The sequence below is a fragment of the Photobacterium proteolyticum genome, assembly GCF_001939735.1.
Taxonomy (GTDB): Bacteria; Pseudomonadota; Gammaproteobacteria; order Enterobacterales; family Vibrionaceae; genus Photobacterium; species Photobacterium proteolyticum.
In genome coordinates, this window is sequence record NZ_MJIL01000046.1 from 73,888 (window position 1) to 100,013 (window position 26,126).

The window sequence follows — 26,126 nt, forward strand, 5'->3', positions numbered from 1 at the left end:
GTGCATCATTACTAATAATGAGTTGTTTTTTCATTACTAGCCTGATGAGCACCGAAAAGGCCGTCCTTGAGGCAGAGCAAAGTAATGTCAGTGATAAAGTCGCTTTGTTGTTGAATGACCATCTGAAAGGACAGGTTGATACCGTTACCCGGTCACTTTCTGACTACTACGAAAATTCGAAGCTAGAAAGTATCAGGGCCGAGTTGGCTACGGATATCTCGACATTCAGAGATACTATCGAAAGTATTTACCGTAATAGCAGGTCGGCGGATGAGGCTGAAACCAGTATTCATGCGTTTATCAATGAGTACCATTGGGATAATGGTCGCTATATTTTTGCTTATGACGCGACAACGCTGGTGAATAAGGCAAATGGGGTAAAGGCCAGTATTATCGGCTCAAGTGCCATCAATAAAACGGATTCAAAAGGTATCTACTATGCACGAGATATTGTTGCTGCTGCCAGGTCCAATGATATAGGTTTTACCAGTTATCATTTTTTGAATCCGGTGACTCGCAAGGTCGAAGAAAAACTGACTGCCTCCTTTTACTTTGCACCGTTGAACTTGGTTATCGCTACCGGCGAGTACATCAGTACCCTTAGGCAAGATAAACTTCAGGCTGCACTAAACAGTATTAGTTCGTCAAAATATGGTCAAAACGGCTATTTCTGGGTTCAGGACGAAAATGGTAAGATCTTGGCTCACCCCAAGACGGAAATTATCGGGACGACGATTCCGACCACTACAACTAAGATTGCCAACCTCATCAGAGGGAAAAAAGAGGCTTTTGTCCAAATTGCCTACGAGAATCCAACCACCAAACAGACTGAAAGCAAAATAGCTTATGCACGGAATGTATATCCGGAGTGGGGGTGGACGATTGCCACCGGTACATATGCCAGCGATATTACCAATATCCAGGATGGCCTGACGAGCGCTACCAAAGATATTTTTAATCACAAGGTTTACATGAGTATTGCGACATCGGCGTCCCTGCTGGTGGTCGCTTTGTTGGTTGCGACCTGGTCGATAAATAAGATTGTCAAAGGGTTAGTGATTCTAAAGGAGCGTATCGATACGCTGTCGACCGGCGAAGCCGATTTATCCTCACGTATAGAGATTACATCCCATGATGAGTTGGGGGATATTGGCAAGTCGGTGAACAAGTTTATCGCCTATCTTCAGTCGATGACTTTGGAGATATCGCAAGCTTCGGCGAATATCACGGGCAGTATGATTCCTCTTTCTGAACCAGATCCGGAACCAGCGGCAAGTTCTCAAGCGGGGCATCAAATTATGATTGGTTCCCCTGCAATGCAACGCAATGATGTTCTTGAACCCTCTGGCAGGATGACGGCAGCAATAAAAAAACTCGCGGCTGGTGATTTATCTGTCGATATCCCTCGCGGTGAAGGGGAAGATGTAGGGCACCTTGCCGATGCGATATCGGTATTTAAAAAAAATGCCCTCGCTTTGCAAGAACATCAGAACGAATTGCAAAAGTTGGTTGATGATCGCACTGCACAGCTTACAAAAGCCAATGATGCTTTAAATAGTGAAGTAATTAAGCACGCTAATGCAAGGGAGCAAGCAGAAGAGGCCAACAAGACCAAATCGACGTTTCTGGCTCATATGAGCCATGAGATCCGTACACCAATGAATGGGATCATGGGAACACTCCATCTCCTTGATGGTACCTTGCTTGATAGTCAGCAGAAGCAATATACCAAGACGATTATCTCGTCTGGAGAGATCCTGATGGGCGTGCTGAATAATGTGCTGGATTATTCCAAGATCGAAGCAGGTCACTTTGATATTAATGAAAGCTGTTTTTCTACCAGCTCGATAGCGACCAATGTTATCAATATTTTTAAGGCAAGGGCGGAAGAAAAAAATATTGAATTAACTTATGCAATTGCTGGTGACGTACCAGATTATATTTGTGGTGACTTCAATAAGATTATCCAGATCATTATCAATTTGGTCGGAAATGCTATTAAGTTTACCCAGCAAGGGCAGGTTAATATTTCAGTGCATCTTGCCAAAGAGCAAGCAGAACAACTGGCCGAAAACCAGTTGCTGCTTTGCTTCGAGGTGGCTGATACCGGAAAAGGGATCCCAGAAGACAAGCATGAAGCTATCTTTTTGCCGTTCGAGCAGGCGACGCGGTCGGAGCGAGGAACCGGTTTGGGTCTGCCTATCAGCCGGCGATTTGCTGAGATGCTTGGCGGAGAGCTAACCGTTTACAGCGTACCGGATAAAGGCAGCCGTTTCACTCTGACATTTCCGATGAATATCGCTACAGAAGGTGAATTGAATTCAGATGCAGATATAGTTTCTCTGCCCGTTCCGCCTTTGAATATCTTGTTAGTTGAAGATAATGATACCAATGTTCTGGTAGCAAAAGGCTTTATGGACAGGCTGGGGCATAAGGTAACCGTTGCTATGTCAGGAGCCGAGGCTGAGGCGGCTATTGATGATCATGATATCGATCTTATCTTGATGGATATTAATCTTCCGGATACTGATGGCGTGACGTTGACCCATGTTCTTCGAAAGAAAGCCGATTGCCGAATCCCAACTATCGCTTTTTCTGCTCATGTCTTCCGTCAGGAAATTGAATCTTATCTCGAGGCCGGTTTAGATGGGTTTCTTGGTAAGCCGGTACAGTTTGATCAGTTGAAGGCTATTATCACCAGTGTTTATCATGGTCGTAGTCATCAAGTCGAAGTGGCTAAGGATGTTGCTACATCACCTTTAGAAAGCCCCCCAGTATTATTTGATCCGTCTGTATTAGAGGGCGATAGGCTGACACTTGGTGATGAGTTGGTAGGAGAGATGGTTACACTGTTCTTCGAACGTTCAGCAAGCATTAGTCAAGATATTCGAGCTGCTTGCACAGCAAAGGAGCTCGAATGCGCGGCACATAGTCTGAAAAGCTCGGCTGGTGCGATAGGCCTGATTGCTCTCGGTAAAGATTGCGAGGCACTGGAAATCGCTTGTAAGAAGGCGGCAGACGAGGAGGAGCTCGGGCAGTTGTCGATGCAGCTGCAGGCCACCTATAACGCCTCGATCGATAAATTGAAAGAGGAGTTTCATTAGTAAACGATAAAATGCGGCTAGGCGATTCTGTTCATAATTTTACGCATTTTTTTAATACTTGTTCCCAAAAAATATGCATCATTGATAACGCAACTAATTGCTGGTGAGGTGTGACAGAGGTCGTGACGACACAGCTTCCTGAGCACCTTTATTATTGCGGTATATTTTTAAAAGGATTGAAAAGATGTCACTAGCACATGTAATACTCACCGTGCTCAGCAGTCGTGACGTAAGCGGTTACGATATCACCAAAGAGTTCTCTCACAGTATCGGCTATTTCTGGAAAGCGAGCCACCAACAGGTTTATCGTGAACTCAACAGAATGGCTGAGAAAAAATGGGCAAGTTTTAGGCTTGAGCTGCAACAGAGCAAGCCCGACCGAAAAGTTTATTCCATTACTGATGAGGGGCGCCAGGCACTGTTTGAGTGGTTTCAGGAACCTACACGTACGCCCACAATTCGTGATGAGTTTGCTGCTAAGCTAGCAGTATGCGGTATCCATCACTCTACTCCTATGCAACAACAGCTTGAAGCGTTAATTCAAGAGTCACACACCCTCATGAATAATTACGAAGAACTGGAAAAAATCTACTTCCCTAACCATAGAACGCTTAATCGTCAGGAACGGTTAAACCGTCTAACTCTTCGTCGCGGTATACACATTCGTCAGGCTTGGGTTAACTGGGCCGAAGAAGCGCTGACAGAGCTAAAAGATCTGGATAGTGTAGAGGACAGTTTTAAAGAAGATGCATGCCTTTGCCTGTAAAATTTTAATTTAAACCGAATCATTTACATTTTAATTCTTTGATATAAGAGCATTAACAAGGCGCAATACAAACGAGCGAGAGCAATAACTAAAGCCAATACAACTTCTGTATTTGACGTGATAAAAATCAATAAGTTAGCCTTGAAAGGCTGGACTGCCAGGGCCAAGCTGGCTCTAGGTACACATTATGAGTAAAGGGGTGGCAGCGTATAAATATCGGCTGCCGCTAACATGCAATTGAGCCTGTTAGTAGCAGGCTCAGGTTGAAAAACAACATTTCTGAACAGGCGTCAATCGACGCCTCTTTGCTAAACCTTTGTGATAGCAGCTTTATTTTTGCTGCTATCACATCATTATTCTTCTGTCCTAATTTATTAAGTAACAGTTGTTTCCTTGTCCTAACGCAATGTGCATGTAAAATCAGTTGGTTATAAAGCAAGGACATGTCACAAAAGCCAAGAAAAATGAAATCAGTAATAAATACAATTTATGAATCAAAACTAGCAGAGTTAAAAGACAAAATAGAGACTCTTAGTACTCCTGTTCAGCTTACGATCGTTACTGTCGGTGAAGATCCGGCCAGCAAAGTATATGTTCGTAATAAAATCCGGCTATTTGATGAGCTTGGCCTTGAGTGCCATCACATTGTCTTAGCTGAAGAAGGAACGTCACAATCGGATCTTGATATGCTTGCAGAAAAAGCTGAGCATCCGATTTTATTTCAGCTTCCTTTACCAAGCGGCCTGATAGCTCCGGATCTGCCGGCGGCTGTCGATGTTGACGGCTTTGGTTCCGAGGCGCTCGGTCATCTGGTATTAGGCCAGAATGCCGTTCTTCCGTGTACGGTACAGGCAACTATAGATATTATTACCGCACACTGCGGCGAGTATAATTTTCCCGGCTTGAAAGTGGCGGTCGTAGGCCGGAGTAATATCGTCGGTAAACCATTGGCGATTGAACTTATTAACCGCCAGAGTACGGTTGCGAGTTTTAATAGCCGTTCAGATCTTGTGGCGGTTGATTGGAATAAGTATGACGTTATTGTGGTAGCCACCGGTGCTCACGGTATCTTGGATAACTCCCAGTTTATCGAAGGGCAGCTGATTATCGATGTCGGTATCAACCGTGTTGACGGCAAGCTGGTAGGTGATATCAAGCACCATGACGGCATTTTCTCTGAAGCGGCGATTACACCTGTGCCGGGCGGGGTAGGACGTCTGACTTGCCTGCATGTTTTGGGTAACGTCATTAAGCTGGCGGATTGTTCTCGGTAACAGTCAAATAGCAAAATCCCCTGAGGGTAACACGATTATTGTTACTTGAGAGCGGAGAGGCGCGGCAGTTATGGTGTGAAATCGGGCTCAGAGGCACTGAGCCCGATAAGTCAAAGCTAGATCATCATTACTTGGGCTGTTAACAATAGAGAGCCAAAACCAAGTAAGAAAACCACGATTGGCAAGACAAACTTAACCCATTTGTTAAACGGAATATCCAGCATCTGGAGCGTTACTAATACCAGTCCTGTTGGCGCCAGGAACAACATAGCATATTGCCCCCAGTTATAGGCAGACACCACGATATCCCGCGGTATACCAACCGTATCAGCCAGAGGCGCCATAATTGGCATTGATAGTACTGCTAGCCCAGAGGAAGAGGGTACAACTAATCCAAGCAGGAAGAATACGAACATTTGCGAAACAGCAAAGACACTTCCGTGCATGCCAGAGACAAGATCAGAGGCATAGGCCAGAATCGTATCGGAAATCATTCCTTGTTCGAGAACGATATTGACGCCGCGCGCCATACCAATAATCAGCGAGACAGCAACAAGTTCTGATGCTCCTTGAGTGAAGGCTTCTACTGCGTCTTTTTCTTTCAAGCCGGAGATAAAAATGATGATAATGGCAATGGTCAGGAACGAAGCAGCCATTTGAGGGAACCACCATCCTCCCATCGATACTCCCCATACCATCATTGGAAAAGCAATGGCAAATAAGAACAGAATGATCTTACGACGCACTGAGAAAGGCACTTTTTCATCCAGGTTTTTACCTTTTAAAAACCGCTCTTTAAATGCCTCCCGATCGGAATAAGTATATGAGAATGATGGGTTCGCTTTAATTTTCTTGCAATACCAGTATAAATAACCGATGACAGTAATGGTTCCGACAATTAAACCAAAAGTTCGAACGCCTAACCCCTCAGTAAAGGAAATACCTGCCGCATTAGAGGCGATAACTACAGAGAACGGATTAATTGTTGAAAAAGCCGTACCTATTGAAGCGGCGAGAAATATTGCACCGACACAGACAATTGAGTCAAAACCGAGGGCAAGAAAAATGGGCACCAGAATAGGATAGAAAGCAACTGCTTCTTCTTCTAATCCGCAGGTTGTTCCACCAAGTGCCATTACAATACAAACAAGCGCGACAAATAAAAACTCCCTGCCTTTTGTTTTTTCTGAAAGTGAAATTAATCCGGCATTAAATGCTCCTGTTTTATTTATAACACCGATCATTCCTCCGAGAATTAAGATAAAGACAATAATATCGGCACCCTCGATCGTTCCTTCAACCATGCTGACTGCAACATCGCCTAAGCCTTTGGGCGATTGCTCAAGTTGCTGGTAGGTGTCGGGTATTGCAATGGGCTTACGTATCGTGCCATTGACGAACTGATCAATACCGATATTAATATCCAGTTTGACTAACTCGTTTTGAGTGGCAGGAACGGTTGTTGTTACTCCCTGTGGACTGGTGATCAACAAAGAGTTGTCGCTCGAATTGTATGAAAGTTTTGAATATGATCCTGCGGGGACGACCCATGTTAGCCCTATTGCAACAAGCATGATAATAAATAAAATTGTAAAGGCGGTTGGAAATTGAAAAGTTTTTGTTGATTCTTTAACTGCGAGCATAATACATCCCCTAAAGTAATTTGGTGAGGAAATGCCTACCAAGTAAATTTAAAATACGGCTAAACAAACTAAAAATATGTCGATGATGTCTCAAGTTGGAATGTGAAATATTATTCAGAAAATTACCAAGGTGTAATTTATGCATCTGAAAGTCGAGAAAAGGGTAAAAATATTGTGCGCCGTGAGCATTATGTCACTTATTGATTATAATAATTCGATATTCGGTAATCTTTGTTTTCAATATTATTGTGAATCATTTCTAATGAGTGATGAAGCGTTACAGTAATAATCGCTGGTTAATTTGCGAGTGGAATCACAGCTCGATTTTTCAAACAACAGTAATCTTCCTGTTTGATTAATCAATTAATAGTAACTATGAACAATCTTTTTGATAATGTCTGTGAATTTGACGCGATTCTCTTTCGCCGCCAACTCCATCAACGTCCCGAGCTATCTTCATTTGAAGAAAATACCGCCTTGTCGATTGCTCTTCAGTTAGAAGCATTAGGATTAACCCCTTCTACGGGGATTGGAGGGCATGGTGTTGTCTGTGTCATTGATAGTGGACTCCCCGGAGAAACAACATTGCTGAGGGCTGATTTTGATGCACTCCCTATCAAAGAGAAAAATGCGTTCTCCTACTGTTCTCAACATGAGGGGGTAATGCACGCCTGCGGTCATGACGGACATACCGCAACTCTGATGGCTGTGGCTCAAACGCTGTCAGTTAACCCACCAACGCAGGGAAGAGTCATACTGCTTTTTCAGCCAGCCGAAGAAACAGGTATGGGGGCGGCGAGTATGTTAAATGATGCTTGGCTAGCAGAGCAGCGGGTAGATAATGTTTTTGCCTATCATAACCTCCCAGGCTACCCGTTACATACCGTGATCGTTAAACCTGATGCATTTGCTTGCGCCTCAACGGGGGTAACGATAGAACTGGAAGGTAAAACATCACATGCAGCCAGACCTGAGAATGGCGTTAATCCGACCACAGCGATGCTTAAGGTGATTGAGTATCTGCAATGTATGCCAACGAGATACAGGGAGTCTTTCACCCTGGTGACGGTTGTGCATGCTTTGTTGGGAGAAGAGGCGTTTGGAACCGCCCCTGGGAAGGCAACGGTTATGGCAACCCTGAGAAGCGATAATAGTTCAGTGCTCAATAGTATGAAAAGTGACCTATGCGAGATGGTATCGACGTTGGCCGTACAGGATAAACTAACCAGCCAGATCCAGTGGCAAGAATCCTTTAATGCTGTAATCAATTCGCCTAAACATTGTGAACTGGTTTGTGAACAAGCAAGCGAACTTGGTTTGCCGGTAGAAATACTTTCAGAGCCAATGAGATGGTCGGAAGACGTTGCCGAGTTTCTGCAAAAATGGCCGGGGGCGTTATTTTGTATAGGGAGTGGGACTGAACATCCTGAGCTGCATAACCCCGACTATGACTTTCCAGATGCCTTAATAGGCAGTGCGAGTGGGCTCTTTTTAGGAATTATCCGCCGAATTCATCACTCTTAGTGAGCATATGATCACGGGATAGACCGTGATCATATGCCGTAATTCCGATCAAAGAGGTAACTTGCGACTATACTTCTGACAATTATCAATTCAGGGCTTGTTAATCACTTAGCCCAGTTATCGGCTCGATTTTGAAGATCAACTCTGAGCAATAAGCTTAAAGAATACGCTGATTAGGAGTGGATATGGAATGGTTAGAAGGTTTATTTGGTGTCATTGGTGATCTCACTTGGGGATGGGCATTGATACCTTTCCTCGTTGTATTGGGTCTCTTCTTCACGCTTGTTACCGGGTTTGTTCAATTCACATTCTTTGGGCGCATGTTCCATGTGCTGCTAAACAAAAATCAAACGGCTGACAAAAATGCGATTTCCGGCCGGGAAGCGCTTTTGTTATCGGTTGGCGGGCGCGTCGGTGGTGGTAACATTGCCGGTGTTGCTGTCGCTATAACGCTTGGTGGCCCCGGAGCGGTTTTCTGGATGTGGGCAATAGCTTTGGTAGGGATGGCAACCAGTCTGGTGGAATGTTCGCTTGCTCAGCTTTATAAACGTAAAGAAGGCGATGAGTTTCGTGGTGGTCCGGCTCGTACAATAATTCACGGCCTGGGCGAAGACTACCGCTGGCTAGCCTATTTGTATGCCGTTTGTCTTATCGCTTCTTTTGCGATTGGTTTTAACGCTTTTCAGGGAAATACTGTTGCTGGTGCTGCTCAAGATAGTATGGGGATTGACCGGATGTGGACCGGGGCCCTGCTTGCGATAGGTACGGGCTTTATCATTTATGGTGGTATTAAGCGTATTGCCAAAGTAGCAGATGTGATAGTCCCTATTATGGCAATCGGATATGTTGTGATGGCGCTACTGATTATTCTCTTAAACATTACATCGATACCAGCGGTTATAGGTACCATTATCTCTAACGCGTTTGGTTGGGAAGAAGCAGTTGGTGGCGGAATGGGCGCGGCTATGGCTCAAGGTTTGCGTCGTGGCTTGTTCTCTAACGAAGCCGGTTTGGGATCGGCCCCTAATGTAGCGGCGACAGCAGAAGTGACTCACCCGATCAGTCAGGGCATCACTCAGTCATTGTCTGTCTTTATCGATACCATTCTTATCTGTAGCTGTACGGCGTTTGTAATTCTGCTCGGTGATGTTTATGTGCCTGGTGTTGAAGATATTGATGGGGTTGTATTGACCCAGCAATCACTGGTTTCCCATGTCGGGTCGTGGTCGCAGTATTTCCTGACTATTGCGATTTTGCTCTTTTCTATCAGCTCGATTATCTACAATTATTACTTGGGTGAAAACGCATTAACCTTCATGTCTCAGAATAAAATCTCGGTGCATGTTCTTCGTATTTTTGTCATCGGGATTGTCTTCCTGGGTGCAGTTGCACCGGGGGCGACATCGGTATTCTTCTTCTCGGATCCTATGATGGGCATACTCGCGATTGTTAACTTGTTGGCACTGTTGATGCTGTTCCCGACACTGATCCGTATTCTGACAGACTATAAAGAGCAACTGAAAGCAGGGGCTGAGCATCCTGTTTTTGATGCGTCAAAATTCCCTGATCTCGATATTGATCTTGAAGCCTGGAAAATTAAGAAGAAAGAAAGTTGATGACTTTAAAGTTAGCGCTCTCCTTGGAAACGAGAAAAGGCTAACGGGGGCTATAATATTCAACATCAATAAGCGAGTACTGCAATTGCGGTTCTCGCTTTTTTTAACATCAAATTCACTGCGATCCTAGCTGGATACAGCTCGGGCTAATCTTCGCCAGGCTGTCGCCGAGGCATACAGTATCAGGGCCACTGGCTGAGCTAAGCACTGATGCCCACCCGAGTACCATGATCAAAGGGGAAATTACCGCCATTAATCCTGAGGTAGATAGTGCTACCCGCAACTTTCAGATACAGGTAACGGTGCCTAATCCGGAAGAACAGCTTCGGCCCGGAATGTTCGCCAATGTCAGGGTACTGCGCTAGCAGTTTGTTCGTCTGGGGGAAGAGCGCGGAGATTACATATCTGTATTATCTGGCTTGCAGGAAGATGAGGTTGTTGTAAGCAGCGGGTTATTCAAACTGAGAACGGCCAACCAGTGGTGGTAGATAATACGTTATCGCCGGAATTTAAACTCACGCCTCAGCCAGAGAATAACTGATGGGCGAGAGTACTTTTCAGCGTATGTATTGATTTAGCTGGCTTAGCCTGCCAGCAAGGGGAACGGGATCACGATGAGATTCACTGATATCTTCATACGTCTCCCGGTGCTTGCTTTGGTGATCAGTTTATTGATCATCATCGGCGTTGACCAGTGTGGATGGTTTTACATTAAAAAAAGATGCGAAACGGCAGAAGTTCAGGTTAAACAAGCAATACTGAAGAACAACCGGTATTGGCTAAGCAAAAACAGTATCGGACATAGCTGTATAGAAATAACTAAGTAGAGGTACTCCATTTATGGGTTATTTGGCGATTGCTTGGATTCAATTTCTGTGTCTATTTGTTTTAGAAACTTGAACAGATCACTGTCTGTGGAGAGTATCAACGTAGTTTCCCTGGATAGAATAGAGCGGTACGACTGCATTGTACGAGTAAATTCATACAAGCTTACGGCTTGTGGATTTTGATTGTACGCCCGAGCATAGATATTTGCAGCTTTGGCGTCGGCCAAGCCCCGTATTTCTTCTACCTTACGATAAGCTTCAGACTGGATCTTGTTTAAATCACGAACCCGGTTTCCCCGGATTCTTGCAGCTTCACCTTTACCTTCGGATAGATAACGTTCAGCGATTTGGCGTCGCTCGCTGATCATGCGGTCGTAAATTTTGGGGCGGACACTGGCGTTGTAGTTGATGCGCTTAAACCGGATATCTAATAGTTCTATACCGAAAACCCGGATTTTTTCTGCTGCTGCAGAGAAGATTTCCTCTTCAACCAGTTTTCGTCCTTTCTGTATTGGAACTAGGTTTCCCATTTTTATATCTCTTTCGGTATCGAGCAGGCTATCATCACGAAGGGGAGTACGGTTTTTTGTGGTGCGAATTATTTCAATCAATTCATGTTTGGCAATAGCATTGCGCGTTTCGCTTCCAAGGATATCGTCTAAGCGGGATTGAGCACTGCGTTCGTCTCGCAAGCGGAGAAAGTATTGCAAGGGTTCGGTTATTCGCCAACGGGCAAATAAGTCGACGGAGATATATAGTTTGTCTTTTGTTGGCATATCGGAAGGAGCGCCATCCCATTCTAAGATGCGTTTATCTATAACATTAACATCTTGTATAAAAGGGACTTTGATGTTGAGTCCAGCCTCTGTCACAGGCTCGCCAACGGGCTTACCAAATTGAGTAATGATGACTTGCTCAACTTCGCTTACCGTATACAGTGCTCCTTTCACCGTGATGATAAAAAGGGCCAGGATACCAAAAACAATGAAGGGCTTTACTTTGTTCATGGCTATTTGCTCTGTTTGTTATTATCTGCCTTGAGATCAAGAAATGGCAGAACTTGACGTGTTTGGTCATCGATAATGATTTTTGTACGAATGGTAGGTAATACGGCTTGCATGGTTTCAATGTATATGCGTTGGCGGGTGACTTCAGGTGCTTTGCTATATTCCGCCAGCAGAGCGTTAAAGCGAGCTGTATCACCTTCTGCTTCATTAATTCGTTTCAGTCTATAGCCGTCAGCTTCACGGATGCGTTGGTCTTTTTCACCTTCGGCCAAAGGGATCACTTTGTTGTAATCTCTTCGAGCATCATTAATGAGTTTCTCCTTTTCTTGTTTAGCTTGGTTTACCTCGTTAAACGAAACCTGAACGGGTTTTGGAGGGTTAATATTTTTGAGCTGAACCTGATCAATATTGATCCCCATGGCATATTTGGTTGCCAGATTCTGCATTTTGATAAGTACTTCAGATTCAATTTCTTGCCGACCGATAGTGATAACTTCATCAACGGTTCGATCTCCGACGACTTCACGCATTACTGACTCAGAGACATCTCGAAGCGTGGCGCTTGGCTCGCGAACTTTGAACAAGAACTTTACAGGTTCAGCAATACGATATTGAACTACCCATTCAACAAGTGCAGCATTCAAATCACCGGTTACCATTTGCGTTTCCAAAGCAACATCATGGCCACTGGCACTCTGATAGGGATCGCTCGTTCCTGGTGTCATAAAACCAAATTCTTGTTTTAATTGACGCCGGATAGGGACGATTGTGGCAACATCGATGCCAAGCGGTAACTTAACATGTAATCCAGGCTGTATTTCTTTATGGAACTTGCCAAATCGTTGTACGACAGCAACAGAGTCACTAGGAACGGTATACACGGCTTGCCAGAGGCTAATTATTGCAATAACAACGACTAAAAATGTTGTAGCACTCTTCAGATCCGCATAGGGGGAAAAGCGCTTTATTGTGTCTGAACGTTTACTAAACATACCACCAGATTTGGAGGGCAGTTTTGCACCTTGGTTTGAAGGCTCTCCGTTTGGGTTGTTATCTTTAGGCGATGTCATAATGCTTGCCTTGCGATGTTTGCAAACAAAACCACATTAGTAAGGTTGGTTGGATTTTAAGCATTTTGCAAGCAAACGGTGAGGCTTAGAGCAATATCTAAACAAGTTAAGAAGCAGTGCCAAAAATCGAAAAGTCAGTGTAGTTATATAGATAGCTTGAAAAAATAGCCTATAAGTCTTGTAGCATAATGTGAATCGAGGTCTTGGTCACATTATGTGTGAATATCTTGCTGCAGAATTAATAAATCATGCAATTTTCATTGAGTCTTTAGTCTGTAATCATCTAATGATATAGCGTCGGGTTTAGGTTGAATCGTTCAATATGTTTCTGATGTTGGCTTGCTTTTACTTCTGCTGATATTAATAGTCTAAGTTCCACATTGGTAATTCTCTGTAGACAAACCTACATGAACCACAATTGTTTATAAAATTGCATTGGTGTTTCTCCAGGACTCAAGTTTGTTGAGGCTGTAATTACTGGGGAAAATGTTTTTATATTATGAATTCATGGAGAGGTTTCGAACATGGCTGCAGAACCCGTGCAGCGTCGATTACAGTTTGTATTAGACGTATATGAGAAATACCCCAACGATAATGTCACATTATGTTATTTCGGTATGGCAAATGAAGTATTTATCGTTCCAACTAAAGATGGCAAGTTCGTCCTAAAAAACTGCTTTAAGAGCAATACGCATGAGCTAGTGAGCAATGAGGTTGCGCTGATAGATCACCTCAATCGTAATGGTTGCCCAACACCGGCAATTGTTGCGGATAAGACAGGATTCCCATTTGTTGAGTTTGATGGTAGTTACTATGTCATGACGGAGTATGTTCCTGATATGACATATAACTGGGAAAGCGAAATTCCAGAGAAAGCCTACAGAGAAACGGTACATGCATTAGCTGATTTCCATCAGGCTACGCGTAGTTTCAAAGAGCCGTATCCGGGGTTGCGCATCCAGTTTTTGGATATGGTTGCATGTAAAAGGTGGCTAACCAATTTATATGTGCAGATTGAAGCTTCAGACAAGTCGAGAAACTCAGTCAAGAAAATGTCTCGCTTGCTCCCGAAACTAATTGCTCTTGCTAGCCGATTAGAGGATGAGTTGGCGACTCATGATCTGAGTGTATTGAGTAAATGCTATATCCATGGTGATCTTCATTGTTTTAATCTCTTTTATGATCAGGATGTCAGCTACACCGGGGTGATCGATTTTGATTTTTCGCGTTATGACCATCGTCTAGCCGACATTTACTGGACGAGCCGGATATTGTTTTTCAGTGAGATGAGGAAAAGGTATAGTCGCGAAGAGTTGAATTCAGATGATTTTGAAGTTCCACAAGATGTCGCTGAACAAGTATTATTTGATAACTGGCGAATGATAATCACTGAATATCGTAAGATAGCTGAGTTAACTGCGGAAGAGCTGTCGTATATATATCTGTTTGTTGAAGCTGTACCCCTTTATATCGTTCGGTTTTTCGAATTGACGAATAGCGAAGAAGAGTGCTTGGAACATATCGAATGGTTTGAGTGGGAGCTTTCTCGTCTGGAAAAAGATAGGCAAGTGCTTCAAAGAGTCATCAAGAGAGTATTGAATGATCTTGATTCAAAATAGTTTACGATTTGTGAGGCCGAGTCTGGCACGTCCTATTATTAAATTGGCACTGCCGATTATGATTCAGGGTATTCTCTTTACATTGATGGGTTTTGTCGACTCATTAATGATTGGCCAATTAGGTGAAGGTGCCATTTCCGGACTGGGTAATTCAAGTCAGCTATTATCTTTTAGTTTCCTGCTGTTTGCTGCGTTGTCGACGGGGGGAAGCATTCTGGTTTCACAATACTCAGGTGCAGGCCAGCCGCAAAAGTTAGTACATGTCGCACAGAGTATGGTGGCAACCGGTTGGCTGTGTGGGGTTGTGCTGGGGGCTGTTTTTTATTTATATGCTGAAGAATTGATAGCAATATTAACGACAGATATTTTTCTTCCTAGTGGTGACTGGTCGGCTGTACCTGGTATTGCTGGCAGCTATATGCGAATAGTCGCGTTTGCCGTACCCTGTATGCTACTCTCACAAATGATATCTGCGGTATTCAACGCGTCAGGTAATACAAAAACACCGGTTAAAATAGCGATATTTTTCAATGTGGTGAACTTTGTAGGCAATTATATTCTTATTTTTGGCTTACCTATCCCTGGTATTGCGGAGTCACTATTTTCGCCGCTGGGGCTTCGAGGGGCCGCTTTTGCAACGCTTATCGCCAGTGTAGGGCAGAGTATAACTCTACTGATCTGCTTATTACGCCAATTCAAAATCAAGAACCTGCTAATGCCAGAGTGGCGCTATCTTAGACAAATCGTAGAGCTTGGTTACCCGAACACTATTGATGGGTTTTACTGGCAGGGTGCGCGTGTCTTCTATACGGTACTGATGAATTCAGTCGGTGCGATTGCTTATGCGGGATATGCAATAATCAGAACGTTTAAAAGTCTCTTTATGTTACCTGTAGGAGGGTTGCAGCAAGCAACCGCGATTCATATCGGCAAGCTGCTTGGGGCAGGGAAGTTTCGCCAGGCACAGGCAAGTGCTAACAGTGCAATTATGGTTGGTTTGTTGATAATGACGGTTCCTGTCTTGTTATTAATTCTATTTGCTAACCCTTTATTGAGCTTGTATAACATTCAGGACCAGACACGTGAATTGGCTTATATCTGCATCTGGATTCTCGCATTTTCACTTTATTTTACTTCCATTAACTCGGTAATACCTGGGCTGTTAAGGGCTGGAGGAGATGCCAAGTCAGTCATGAACATCACGCTTCTTAGTTTCGCTATAGTAGGAGCTCCAGTGAGTTATGTTCTTGGTATATGGTGTGATTGGGGGCTGATCGGCGCCTTTGTCGGAATCTGTCTGGAAGAAGTATTTAAGGCTGGGATTTTTGTCCGTCGAATGAGGGCTGGTTTTTGGCTTAAGCGTCTGGTCTGATGATATTTAAGCCATTGAGGAGATGACCTTCTCGGCTATATGTTTGGGGCTTTAACCTGCATTGATAATGACGAGCCATGTCATTTATTTCCTAATACTTCACTGCTTACCTGTTGCGTTTAACGTATTGAGCCGATCATCTAAGATTTAACATTTAAGTGCGTTAAATGTTTATTTGTTTATATGTGAATAATTTTAAAATTTAGTCGTTCTCAATAAGAATTATATATAGGGGAAAAATTCCTATATAACATAGTTCTTGAGAATCAGTAAAAAGCTCACGTTTATCTCTTGAGTTATATTGATAATGTAAGTATATACTGTAATTTTAAGATTTTATTTAATTTGTAACACGCAAATGTTGTATTGTTTGGGGTGCTAATTATCATTGATAAATGAGATTTTGACGTCATGGTGATAATTATTGTTAAGGTTGATAATAAAACAGTTGAAGGATCTGGAAATGAATCGAGAGTATAACATCGACTCTTTAAGGGTTGTTGGCATTTTGATGGTTATAATACTGCACAGTTTTGCCATCTATATCGTTGCGAATTATGACTATTATAATGTTGACTTGAAAGTTTCAACATCCATTGCTGTTTTTACCAGAGTTGCCGTACCACTTTTTGTGATGGTAAGCGGTAGGTATATGATGAGTTGCCTTTCTTCGATTAGCTTGAAAGAGTTTTATCAAAAGAGGGCGAAACGAATACTATACCCATTACTGTTTTGGTCTTTAGTTTATAGTGTATATAAACTGGTATTTGTTGCAGGTAGCACGCTAGAGAGCAACATAATGGACTTTGTAATGGGAGTACCTTATGTTCACTTGTGGTTCTTATACATGATCTTCGGCTTGTATTTGGTTACGCCTATATTGTACAAGATAAAGGAAAAATTATCCCCAAAGGGATATGTTATATTTAGTATTGTGTCATTACTAATTGCACCAGTATTCGAAATGACAGCTAAAGTTCAGATATTACAGCTGTTTACTTATATTGGTTACTTTACAATGGGAGACATATTAAAAGATTTTGTTGTAACTAATAGAGTCAAAAACTTTAGTTTTCTTGGCTATTTGATTGCAATGCTAACTGCCGTAGGCTTCACAGTATACTTCATTGATCAGCGCAATGATATCGCTTTTAATTTTTCTGCTAGTACTATGTATACTACGACAGTTGCAACTATTTGCTTGTATATGTTTTTTAATGGTTTGACAGGTAAAGAGAGCGTATTGAGTAAGCTTAGCATTTACACTATGGGTGTTTACTGTATTCATCACTTGATATTGGATTTGTTAGTAAATTATTCTGGAGAATCTATTACGGGTATTATGGTATTAGATGCTAGTTATTATGCTGTTGCAACCTGTGGGATCTCCTTTGTAGTCATATACTACCTCGGCAAGGTTAAGAAAATCGGAAAGTGGGTAGGGTTCTAAAAATAATTTAGGTGGCCTTTTTATTATGCATATTTATACAGTAAAGAGGCCTTTATTAGTTAAGTTGGTTTTCTTTATCATTTGGCCTGTTAATGTTAACGGTGGATTTAATAAACCTTGTGATTTGTTTTGTGAAAATTAGTACAACGCTGTAACCTTTCTCTAGTATTTCCTTCTAATATCAGAAGCTGTTTAGATTTTCTTTCGTTGTAATCTGTTTCTTTTTGTTGCTTGAACTGCTTCGCAAAAGCAAATTGTTCGATTTATTGTTTAATGTTACGCCTGTATGCTTTTGCTTATGGTTATTGATGTGATTCGCAACAGTGATAATAACCGCAATAAATTGGTTGCTATAAACATATGTTTTCCTAAGCATCTGGCTTTTGTAGAGAAACACACGTCCTGTTATTACTTATCACAGTAAGGTTTTTGCTGGGTTAAGTGATGCTCCAATTTAGCGAGGCTATCTATTTGGGTGAGTCACTACAGATTATATTGGTTACGAATAAGTAGAGTGGCGAAAAATGGGGAAATTAGACCAAAGTGAGACACCAATATTCAGCAGCTTAAAAGATGAATATGCGGCAAGAAATATGGCCCCGTTTCATGTGCCCGGTCACAAGCAAGGGCGCGGGATAGATAAAGATTTTTATGACTATATTGGCCCTAATATATTCAAGATAGATGTCACTATATTTGAGATGGTTGATGGCCTTCACCATCCCAAGAGCCATATTAAAAAAGCGCTCGCCCTGACAGCTGATACATTTGGCGCGAAAGAAAGCTTCTTCACGGTGAATGGTACCTCTGGTGGCATTCAGGCAATGATCTTATCTGCTGTGAAACCGGGAGAGAAAATACTGGTTCCTCGGAATATCCACGTTTCTGTGAGTTCAGGGGTTATTCTAAGCGGCGCTATTCCTATCTACATGCAACCTGAAATAGACTCAAATAACGGGATTGTTCATGGTGTCTCCCCTTCAACTGTTGAACATGCTTTATCTCAGCACCCCGACGCCAAGGCCGTTTTGGTGATTAATCCGACTTACTATGGTACCTCTACTGATCTTGTTTCTATTGTCGATCTCGTACATAGCTATGATATTCCATTACTTGTTGATGAAGCGCACGGTCCGCATTTGTGCTTTTCTGATGAGCTTCCAATTTCGGCAATGGCAGCCGGTGCTGATGCTTGTACCCAGAGTACACATAAGCTGCTAGGAGCGTTGACGCAGGGCTCCATACTGCACATTCAAGGCGAGATGATTGAGGGGAGCAGGGTAAGAAAAGTATTGAGTATGTTGCAAACGACCTCGCCATCCTACCCACTGTTGGCGTCGCTGGATGTTGCCAGAAAGCAAGTTGCTCTACAAGGGAAAGAGTTGGTGGCTCAGGCTATCAGTAATGCAAGATGGCTTCGGCAAGCCATTAATACCATAGAAGGAATGCACTGCTTTGGCGAAGAGGTGTTAGATTACCAAGGGGTGTTCGCGTTTGATCCAACCAAGATAACCGTAAGTGCTAGGGCCTTAGGACTTACCGGCTTCCAATTAGAGAAAATATTAACCTCTGAATTTGATATTCAAGTTGAATTGTCAGACTTCTATAATGTCCTTTTCATTACCAGTTATGCGGACAGTAAAGATGACCTCATGGTGGTGTTACAAGCACTTGGTGATATTTCAAAAGAATATACTCGAAAAACAAATAACGCGACGATCCCTGTTGTAAATTATTTAAGTAAGACACCGAGAATGCTGGATAACCCCAGGGAGGCATTCTTTGCAACTAAAACCAGGTGCTTGTTGAGTGAGGCCGTGGGCAAAAAAAGTGGCGAGTCTATTATGGTTTACCCTCCGGGCATTCCCATTTTGTATCCGGGAGAAGAAATTACGGATGAAATAGTTCGCTATATCGACATGCTGAAATTAACCAATATTTCAGTACAAGGATTAGAAGATTCAAGCCTTGAGTATATCAATATCATAGAAGATAAGGTTTGTTCCTCAAATATCTTCAGAGCTCCCTCTGTTCATGACTATTATGACGAGGTGGAGCCTAGTCAATGCAGTACGGTAATGTTTGAACCCGACATCATGAAAACTGGTTAATTTACTATCTAATCAATCAGCTTACTGGCATAGCTTCATGGCAGCCAACTCATACTACCAGAAGATGTAACAAAGACGGATTGTTTGATTAAACACCGTTTGTGTTTGCTGGTGCATGCCGGATTCAAATATCACGAATGACCTAAGATGACGAGTTAATATATGGCGACTAAAAACCTAGATGTAGAAACGATAGCAAGTAATATTTTTCACAGTGAATTTGAGCAAAGAATAAATACACTTAAATTGGATTTTCTCAAGCTTCAGCAATCCATTAAGGAAAATACTCAAGACTTGGAAGAGCACAAACAGAATTTTCATTTGCAATTAGAAGAAACGAGGGAATGGGTTCGTTGCCGCAGCGAGAAATTAGATATTTCACGCTGCTCGTCGTTGTTCGCTGTGCCAACCCAGCAGCTGGGTGAAGATGAAAAGCTCATTCATAGGATCTGGATGGGGGGCGGTCTGCCCGAACCAACAAAAAGTGCGATGCTTCAATGGGACGCCGCCATTCAGGCGGTTAATGATAATGCTTACAAGAACATTCTCTGGGTGTGGGATGAGGATCAACTTGGTACTGACCCTCATTATGTCTCGACAGGAGGAGCTGGGGAGTTCACTCTTGGCCAGTATCGATTTGGTGATCATGTCTCTCATGTCAATTCATTAAAATTGCTGGCCTTGGCAAAGGCGGAAGATTACTTCAGTGCTGTTAATTTGCTGCATGACAAGGGCTATTACGCAACATTGTCGGACTATTTCAGGTTTATGATTGTGATTGAGTTCGGCGGTGTGTATATGGACAGTGACACGATTCCCTATAAACCGGCTGCACTGTTCCTTGCCAAGCCTGAAGTGCCGGACTATAGCCATTATGTCCAAAATGATGCCGGTGAGTGGCAACGTCATCATCTTAACTGGATGAACTTGTTTCTTGATGAAACCGGGCTGATTGTCGCCAGGAAAAACAACCAGTCATTGCGCAGTATCCTCGATAAACTGCATGAGCAGTACATGCGCCTGCCTCAGGATATGCCGTATAAAAACCGTGAGTTTGAACTGCTTGTGTTTGAACAGCTTTATGATGAATGGAAGCTGCATATTGGCTGCAGCTTTATGAGCCATGATGAACTCACCCAGACCTACTCAGTATTGTTCCATCATCAAACTGAGCCAGTACTTTGCGGTATGCGTGGCATGCGTTTGTCTCATGATATTATTACGGGTATTCATCTTCCGCTGGATGAGCAAGAGGGCCAAAGTTATGATCGCTGCATAGCCAATCTGACTCAGGCGGACTGGACATTAGACAGCGCGCTGGACTTGGCTCAAATGGGTGATGTTTACTATGTCGATGAAGTGCCCAGAATGGCCTATCCATTGCAACTGCGTTCCGATATTGAGCACTATCATTACTACAACGTACTAAGTACCGATGAATATCTTGATCGAGTAAACCAAGTGTTTGGTGATTTCATGATTGCCAGTAATCAGCAGGCCATTGAGCGAGGAGCGTTTTGGTATGGTGTTATGTCACGAGTCGACGCAAATATTCAGCTCCACAATCACAATCGTTTGACAGCTAGGGAGGCGGTGAGATTTATTCCCGGAGAGCAAACAAGTGAAGCAGACCGCTATGAAATGGCAAAACTCATTTTTGAAACTAGTTATCTGGAATACTGCTCAGCAGGTAATGTGCTGGGAGTAAACCTGACTGAGTTACAGAAAAAACAAAACATAGAGCCTTATCTTTCTTTGCTTGATGGTATTTACGACGATAACTCGTCTAGTGAATTTATGGGGTTCGTAATTTCGGGCAGCAGTGCTCAATATGATGCCATCAAGGCTCCCTATTATTACCGTGATGAGATGAAAGCTGTTGATAATGCATACGATGATTTTGTCCTGACACATCTCAGAGATGATGATTATTTTATAAGTACCGTTGCGCTTAAAAGCAGTGCTCGTGGTCAGGGCGTTTTCTCCCAGGTGTTTAACCGAGTCAAAAAAGATGCTCAGGAGCAACAATGTAGCAGGGTAGTACTTACGGTATATGAAAGTAGTGATGCGCTCGCCATCTATCAAAAGATGGGGTTTGAAGTTATCGGAACGTTTGATTATGTACAGGATATCTTCTTCGATAACGTTCAGCTGCTCGCTTATAACCTGACCGACAGGTAGGACTGTATATTCTCATTGAAATACGTGTAACCACAGCTGTGATACCTAGTTGGCACTGGGTTTACAGCTGTCCTATTTCAATTGTTAAAGCGACGCAAGTTTATCAATTTTCATATAGAAGCTAATAAACAGTGAAAGATATATATAAGAAGCTGCTCCATATAGCGATTCCAATTACGCTGCAGGGGCTTATCACCGCAACCATTAACCTGGCAGATGTATTTATGATCGGTCAGGTTGGTGAAACAGCTATTGCTGCCGTTGGCCTTGCCAACCAGATCATGATGCTGCTAATTATCTCATTGTTCGGCGTGAGCAGCGCAGGCGTTATATTTGTTTCTCAGTTCTATGGCGTGAAAGATTTCGCCAGCATTCGTAAGGTGATTGCATTCTGCAGCATGCTTGTCGTTTTAGTTACCTGTGCGTTTGTAGGAGCTGCATTCTTCATTCCTGATGTGTTGATGCGGCTGTTTACTGCAGATACCCAGGTGATTAATCTGGCGGAAGAATACCTGGTTATCGTCGCGGTATCTTATTTTTTCTCAGCTGCGTCTATTACGTTGGGACAAATGCTCAGTGGGTTCGGCCATACCAAAGAAGCGATGTATGCCAGTGCACTTGCGTTGCTTATCAATGTTTCGCTGAACTATGTCTTAATATTTGGCCATTTTGGCTTTCCGGCGCTGGGTGTTGTTGGCGCGGCTATTGCGACAACATGTGCCAGACTTTTCGAGTGCCTGCTGTTATTTTATTTGGCGCGCAAACGTGATTATCCGGTATTTGTATCGATTGATGATTTCAGAAAAATTGAGCGAGGGTTTATTTTTCGTTACCTGAAGACGGCTCTGCCGGTGATTGGTTCTTATACGTGCTGGGCTCTTGGTACGACGACATTAACGGCCATCTACGCCCGAATGGGAACAGACATCTTGGTGTCAGTCAATGTTTTCAACAGCCTTGAAAAAATAGCAACCACAGGGATCATTGCGATGAGTTGTGCGACCGGCATTATTATCGGTCATGAACTTGGCCGAAATAATATTGCCAAGGCCGTTAGTATAGCTAAAGAGCTCAATATCATCGGGGCTATATTTGCTGCGGTTGTTGCTGTTATTCTGGCGAACGTTGTTGAACCGATTATTGGGCTATACGAGCTTGAGCCAAGTACTACGGAGATGGCCAGAAAGATAACGTTGCTTTTTTGTATGCTGTTGCCGCTAATTACAGTGAATTCGATCAATATGATGGGAACGCTAAAATCTGGTGGCCAAACCCGGTACATATTCATGGTTGATACCATTTGCATGTGGGGGACGTCGGTACCACTTGCGCTTGCGTGTGTTCAACTCAACCTGCCTGTGATGTATGTATACCTGATTGCAATTGGGGGAGGGGAATTGGTTAAGCTGATGCTAAGTGGGCTGCGCGTTGTGAGATTGGAGTGGGCCAAGAGCCTGACCTGATAACACAAGCAAGATTTATTCGTGATCTTCAAAGAATTGCCACACCGTCATGCCTACCGGCCCAAGGGCCTTGGTTTTTAGTTTGGCAACATAGACAGGCACTTCCATTGTTCTTTGTGTCTTTATAGGAATAAGCTTATTGTCTTTAATCTCTTGCTCTATTTCATGAGTAGGTAATCTTCCCCAGCCGAGTCCGCTGCGTATCAGTGATTTTTTTGTGTGCTGATCTGAGACATACCATTGAATCCCATCTTTTACGATGCCGGAGTCTGGGCTGGTCTTGTATGAAGAGCCGAATTCATATACTAAGTGCGACAACCATTATTGAAATAATGCTCTCCTGCCTCAACCTTCTATTTTGCTATCTTGGAGGCTGCGCATGAGACAATACAAACAACTTACAGGTGAACAACGCTATACCATTGCCCAGCTACGGCTTCGAAGAAAATCTGTCTCATTTATCGCGGATGTCATCGGGGTTCACCGAAGCACCGTATACCGCGAAGTCGAGCGCAATAAATGCAATGACAACCATTATCGGGTTCATAAGGCAGGCTTCCGAACCCGAGGAAGGCGCTCAAAGTCTCGTAAAAACAGCCAGTTTTCTCTATTCCAGATGCAAATCATCGAAGCATTTATCAAAGCCGACTGGAGCCCTGAACAAATCTCTGGCTACCTCCGTACCAGGGACATGCTCAACATCAGCCATGAGACCATTTACCGCTATATCTGGCTCAATAAAAAGCAAGGCGGGACGCTATACAAGCATCTGCGATGCGCCCCAAAGCAACGACGAAAGCGCTACCGAAGCTACGACAGCCGTGGTCGCCTCGCTGATAAGCGGCATATCTCTGAACGTCCGAATGAGGTTGAAAGCCGCGACAAACTTGGACACTGGGAAATCGACACCGTTATCGGCAAAGATAAAAAACACTGCATACTGACGCTGGTTGAACGTAAAACAGGATACACGCTTATTGGCAAACTAACGGCTCGAACGAAAAACCAAGTAACCTCAAAGTCCATTGAATTTATTAAGAAACACCGAAGCAAATTCAAAACGATCACTGCAGATAATGGTACCGAATTTCATGGCTACAAAGAGGTTGAGAAAGCGACCGGTGTTCTGTTTTACTTTGCTACCCCACACCACTCATGGGAGCGAGGAACCAATGAAAATACCAATGGCCTTATTCGACAGTACCTACCGAAAGGGTGCTCTATGGCACACGTAACACAAAAAAATTGCAATGCGATAGCCCATAAACTCAACACTCGACCAAGAAAAAGACTCGGCTTTTACACCCCAGGATATTGCTATGCACACTAATTACTTTTGTCGCACTTCAAAGTTGAAACTAAGAGATTTAACAACTACCTGAGGGAAGTTGATTAAGTCTGCCTGATTGATACTGCTCTTATTAGCCAAGGGAAATTTGTCTGAAATAAACACCGGTAGCTTGCAATGGTCAATACAGCGGTATTGCACCCTTGTATCTTGTTCTAGCCCGCCATAGATACCGATATCAACCAGATCATCGAGTAACATCCGCTCCCCCGATGCTGTCTCAATATCGAGGTGGATAATGGTTTTCGGAAATTCTTGTTTGAGCTTTTCCAGCAGTTTCGTGACTTTATCCATGGCAAATATAGCGCTGATACTGATGCGCAGCTCGGCTTCAACCTCACTGTTCATTTGGCGGGCGAACATATCAAAGTCATTGGCTTCACTGAGCAAATGCTGAATCTTGTTAATCAGAATTTTGCCATTGCGTGTGAGCTCCGGGCGATAGGTGTCTCGGCTAAAGATCTCTATCTGGTAATACTCTTCTACCTGTTTGACTGAATATGAAACAGCGGACCGAGCCTTGAACAGACGCTCACTGGCTTTGCGAAAACTACCTTCCTGATGGATCACGTTGATAACGTGCAAATGTTCTAATGCAATCATGGTCAAATAATATGACCGTTTTGGTCTAAAAGCTATGCTTTTTTCGACCGATATTTAGGAATAAAGTAGACACATCAACCGCACCCAAGGGCCTCAATCAGTCACGAGCAGGGCATTTACAGGGTGGTCAAAATTGTAGGCCATTAAGAAAAGCAGCCAGAGAGGAAATGGAAATGAACCAGCAAATACTCAGGACTCCGGACGAGGCGTTCGCATCCCTAGTGGATTATCCGTTTGCAGCAAATTACCTGGAAGTTGATGGCATGCGAATGCATTACCTCGATGAAGGTAAAGGCAATGACAAAACAATATTTCTGCTTCATGGCCAGCCTTCATGGAGCTATTTATACCGGCACATGGTGCCTTTGTTTGTTGATGCCGGTTATCGCGTCATTGCGCCAGATTTAATCGGCTTTGGTAAGTCAGATAAACCGGTTAGCAGCGATGTTCACTCCTATGGTAATCATGTTCGCTGGATGACCAGTTTTGTTCGCCAATTAGGAATAAAAAATGCCGCGGCCTTCATGCAGGACTGGGGAGGAATGATCGGGTTACGAGTGCTTGCCAAGGAACCTGAGTGGCTGGAACGGTTAGTAGTATCTAATACCGCACTGGCTGAAATGAAAGGTCTGGAAAAGTTCATGGTGCCTAAAGTGCTTAAGCTGATGGCGGCGATGGCGGGTAAACCAAGCATCAGTAAATTTGCCGATAACATCAATTACGGTAACTGGGCTGGGTATTTCAGACATTCAGAGCAACTGGAAATAGGGGAAATCATCCAGACCCTCACGACCAGGCAGCTTAGTCAGGATGAAATGCAGGCTTACGATGCGCCGTTTCCGACGTCAGATTATTATGCCGCGCCTCGCAAAATGCCGGAAATAGTGGCTTCGGAATTGGATCAGGTCAATGCAGACTGGAAGCAGCTTAAACAGTGGGGCAAACCTGTTCTTACGTTATTCAGTGATAAAGACCCGTTTCTGGCAGAGCGAGGCTATGACAAGAAGTTTCAGAACAACTTTAGTGGGGCGCAGGGCCAACCACATATAACGGTAAAAAACGCCTCGCATTTCTTACAAGAAGATCAATCTCAGCATCTGGCATCGAAAGTCATTAGTTGGTTAGAGCAAACACAATATTAATTTTCA

General features: G+C 43.4%; 19 protein-coding genes. 14 read left to right on the forward strand and 5 right to left on the reverse strand.

Translation table 11 applies throughout. The features are described 5' to 3' along the window. Positions 1 to 44 precede the first annotated feature (44 nt). From BIT28_RS03615 to BIT28_RS03625, 3 genes are all read left to right on the forward strand, one after another. Positions 45 to 3,104 carry a cache domain-containing protein gene (locus tag BIT28_RS03615; protein ID WP_245823643.1) on the forward strand — a complete coding sequence of 1,020 codons (3,060 nt, stop codon included), beginning with the start codon at positions 45 to 47 and terminating at the stop codon, positions 3,102 to 3,104. Between the two features lie 184 nt (positions 3,105 to 3,288). After that, positions 3,289 to 3,870, forward strand: a complete 582-nt coding sequence (locus BIT28_RS03620; RefSeq protein WP_075762277.1) for a PadR family transcriptional regulator — start codon at positions 3,289 to 3,291, stop codon at positions 3,868 to 3,870. A gap of 464 nt (positions 3,871 to 4,334) precedes the next feature. Next, positions 4,335 to 5,144, forward strand: coding sequence for a bifunctional 5,10-methylenetetrahydrofolate dehydrogenase/5,10-methenyltetrahydrofolate cyclohydrolase (locus BIT28_RS03625; protein WP_075762278.1), 810 nt, complete (start codon positions 4,335 to 4,337; stop codon positions 5,142 to 5,144). Between the two features lie 116 nt (positions 5,145 to 5,260). Here BIT28_RS03625 and BIT28_RS03630 read toward each other — a convergent pair whose 3' ends face one another. Then, on the reverse strand, positions 5,261 to 6,787 hold the full coding sequence (locus BIT28_RS03630; protein WP_075762279.1) for a YfcC family protein: 1,527 nt from the start codon (positions 6,785 to 6,787) through the stop codon (positions 5,261 to 5,263). Between the two features lie 375 nt (positions 6,788 to 7,162). Here BIT28_RS03630 and BIT28_RS03635 point away from each other — a divergent pair, with 375 nt between their 5' ends. The 3 genes from BIT28_RS03635 (at position 7,163) to BIT28_RS29780 (ending at position 10,292) form a co-directional block, all read left to right on the forward strand. Continuing rightward, the gene (locus BIT28_RS03635; RefSeq protein WP_075762280.1) at positions 7,163 to 8,311 is read left to right on the forward strand and encodes an amidohydrolase; all 1,149 of its coding nucleotides are present in this window, start codon (positions 7,163 to 7,165) and stop codon (positions 8,309 to 8,311) included. Between the two features lie 185 nt (positions 8,312 to 8,496). Then, positions 8,497 to 9,927: an alanine/glycine:cation symporter family protein gene (locus BIT28_RS03640; RefSeq protein WP_075762281.1), complete on the forward strand. Its 1,431-nt coding sequence runs from the start codon at positions 8,497 to 8,499 to the stop codon at positions 9,925 to 9,927. A 191-nt stretch (positions 9,928 to 10,118) separates the two neighbouring features. After that, positions 10,119 to 10,292 (forward strand): efflux RND transporter periplasmic adaptor subunit, encoded by a 174-nt coding sequence (locus tag BIT28_RS29780; protein ID WP_281251546.1) that lies wholly within the window; start codon positions 10,119 to 10,121, stop codon positions 10,290 to 10,292. 473 nt (positions 10,293 to 10,765) lie between these two features. On the opposite strand, the gene hflC is transcribed toward BIT28_RS29780, so the two are convergent. After that, entirely contained in the window at positions 10,766 to 11,761 is a 996-nt protein-coding gene (gene hflC / locus BIT28_RS03655; RefSeq protein WP_075762283.1) for a protease modulator HflC, read from the reverse strand. A 2-nt stretch (positions 11,762 to 11,763) separates the two neighbouring features. Then, the gene (gene hflK / locus BIT28_RS03660; RefSeq protein ID WP_075762284.1) at positions 11,764 to 12,831 is read right to left on the reverse strand and encodes an FtsH protease activity modulator HflK; all 1,068 of its coding nucleotides are present in this window, start codon (positions 12,829 to 12,831) and stop codon (positions 11,764 to 11,766) included. 524 nt (positions 12,832 to 13,355) lie between these two features. On the opposite strand from hflK, the gene BIT28_RS03665 reads away from it, so the two are divergent. The 6 genes from BIT28_RS03665 (at position 13,356) to BIT28_RS03690 (ending at position 23,027) form a co-directional block, all read left to right on the forward strand. Further along, positions 13,356 to 14,450 carry a phosphotransferase enzyme family protein gene (locus tag BIT28_RS03665; protein ID WP_075762285.1) on the forward strand — a complete coding sequence of 365 codons (1,095 nt, stop codon included), beginning with the start codon at positions 13,356 to 13,358 and terminating at the stop codon, positions 14,448 to 14,450. Next, on the forward strand, positions 14,431 to 15,822 hold the full coding sequence (locus BIT28_RS03670; protein WP_075762286.1) for an MATE family efflux transporter: 1,392 nt from the start codon (positions 14,431 to 14,433) through the stop codon (positions 15,820 to 15,822). Before BIT28_RS03665 ends, BIT28_RS03670 begins: the two co-directional genes overlap by 20 nt. A gap of 463 nt (positions 15,823 to 16,285) precedes the next feature. Beyond that, a complete protein-coding gene (locus tag BIT28_RS03675; RefSeq protein ID WP_075762287.1) occupies positions 16,286 to 17,272 on the forward strand; it encodes an acyltransferase in 987 nt (328 codons plus the stop codon). A 524-nt stretch (positions 17,273 to 17,796) separates the two neighbouring features. Further along, positions 17,797 to 19,383, forward strand: a complete 1,587-nt coding sequence (locus BIT28_RS03680; RefSeq protein ID WP_075762288.1) for an aminotransferase class I/II-fold pyridoxal phosphate-dependent enzyme — start codon at positions 17,797 to 17,799, stop codon at positions 19,381 to 19,383. Between the two features lie 162 nt (positions 19,384 to 19,545). Beyond that, the gene (locus tag BIT28_RS03685; RefSeq protein WP_075762289.1) at positions 19,546 to 21,564 is read left to right on the forward strand and encodes a GNAT family N-acetyltransferase; all 2,019 of its coding nucleotides are present in this window, start codon (positions 19,546 to 19,548) and stop codon (positions 21,562 to 21,564) included. A 131-nt stretch (positions 21,565 to 21,695) separates the two neighbouring features. Then, positions 21,696 to 23,027: an MATE family efflux transporter gene (locus BIT28_RS03690; RefSeq protein ID WP_075762290.1), complete on the forward strand. Its 1,332-nt coding sequence runs from the start codon at positions 21,696 to 21,698 to the stop codon at positions 23,025 to 23,027. A gap of 15 nt (positions 23,028 to 23,042) precedes the next feature. Here BIT28_RS03690 and BIT28_RS03695 read toward each other — a convergent pair whose 3' ends face one another. Beyond that, positions 23,043 to 23,345 (reverse strand): LysR substrate-binding domain-containing protein, encoded by a 303-nt coding sequence (locus tag BIT28_RS03695; RefSeq protein WP_075762291.1) that lies wholly within the window; start codon positions 23,343 to 23,345, stop codon positions 23,043 to 23,045. A 61-nt stretch (positions 23,346 to 23,406) separates the two neighbouring features. Between BIT28_RS03695 and BIT28_RS03700 the strand changes: the two genes are divergently transcribed. Continuing rightward, positions 23,407 to 24,357: an IS30 family transposase gene (locus tag BIT28_RS03700; protein ID WP_075762292.1), complete on the forward strand. Its 951-nt coding sequence runs from the start codon at positions 23,407 to 23,409 to the stop codon at positions 24,355 to 24,357. Here BIT28_RS03700 and BIT28_RS03705 read toward each other — a convergent pair whose 3' ends face one another. Beyond that, positions 24,358 to 24,978 (reverse strand): LysR family transcriptional regulator, encoded by a 621-nt coding sequence (locus BIT28_RS03705; protein ID WP_075762293.1) that lies wholly within the window; start codon positions 24,976 to 24,978, stop codon positions 24,358 to 24,360. 173 nt (positions 24,979 to 25,151) lie between these two features. On the opposite strand from BIT28_RS03705, the gene BIT28_RS03710 reads away from it, so the two are divergent. Beyond that, positions 25,152 to 26,120, forward strand: a complete 969-nt coding sequence (locus tag BIT28_RS03710) for a haloalkane dehalogenase (protein ID WP_075762294.1) — start codon at positions 25,152 to 25,154, stop codon at positions 26,118 to 26,120. Positions 26,121 to 26,126: the final 6 nt, after the last annotated feature.

Excerpts from the sequence above, each read along its gene's own strand:
- BIT28_RS03615 (WP_245823643.1), top strand. The coding sequence starts at position 45 with ATGAGCACCGAAAAGGCCGTCCTTGAGGCAGAGCAAAGTAATGTCAGT.
- BIT28_RS03620 (WP_075762277.1), top strand. The coding sequence starts at position 3,289 with ATGTCACTAGCACATGTAATACTCACCGTGCTCAGCAGTCGTGACGTA.
- BIT28_RS03625 (WP_075762278.1), top strand. The coding sequence starts at position 4,335 with ATGAAATCAGTAATAAATACAATTTATGAATCAAAACTAGCAGAGTTA.
- BIT28_RS03630 (WP_075762279.1), bottom strand. The coding sequence starts at position 6,787 with ATGCTCGCAGTTAAAGAATCAACAAAAACTTTTCAATTTCCAACCGCC.
- BIT28_RS03635 (WP_075762280.1), top strand. The coding sequence starts at position 7,163 with ATGAACAATCTTTTTGATAATGTCTGTGAATTTGACGCGATTCTCTTT.
- BIT28_RS03640 (WP_075762281.1), top strand. The coding sequence starts at position 8,497 with ATGGAATGGTTAGAAGGTTTATTTGGTGTCATTGGTGATCTCACTTGG.
- hflC (WP_075762283.1), bottom strand. The coding sequence starts at position 11,761 with ATGAACAAAGTAAAGCCCTTCATTGTTTTTGGTATCCTGGCCCTTTTT.
- hflK (WP_075762284.1), bottom strand. The coding sequence starts at position 12,831 with ATGACATCGCCTAAAGATAACAACCCAAACGGAGAGCCTTCAAACCAA.
- BIT28_RS03665 (WP_075762285.1), top strand. The coding sequence starts at position 13,356 with ATGGCTGCAGAACCCGTGCAGCGTCGATTACAGTTTGTATTAGACGTA.
- BIT28_RS03670 (WP_075762286.1), top strand. The coding sequence starts at position 14,431 with ATGATCTTGATTCAAAATAGTTTACGATTTGTGAGGCCGAGTCTGGCA.
- BIT28_RS03675 (WP_075762287.1), top strand. The coding sequence starts at position 16,286 with ATGAATCGAGAGTATAACATCGACTCTTTAAGGGTTGTTGGCATTTTG.
- BIT28_RS03680 (WP_075762288.1), top strand. The coding sequence starts at position 17,797 with ATGGGGAAATTAGACCAAAGTGAGACACCAATATTCAGCAGCTTAAAA.
- BIT28_RS03685 (WP_075762289.1), top strand. The coding sequence starts at position 19,546 with ATGGCGACTAAAAACCTAGATGTAGAAACGATAGCAAGTAATATTTTT.
- BIT28_RS03700 (WP_075762292.1), top strand. The coding sequence starts at position 23,407 with ATGAGACAATACAAACAACTTACAGGTGAACAACGCTATACCATTGCC.
- BIT28_RS03705 (WP_075762293.1), bottom strand. The coding sequence starts at position 24,978 with ATGATTGCATTAGAACATTTGCACGTTATCAACGTGATCCATCAGGAA.
- BIT28_RS03710 (WP_075762294.1), top strand. The coding sequence starts at position 25,152 with ATGAACCAGCAAATACTCAGGACTCCGGACGAGGCGTTCGCATCCCTA.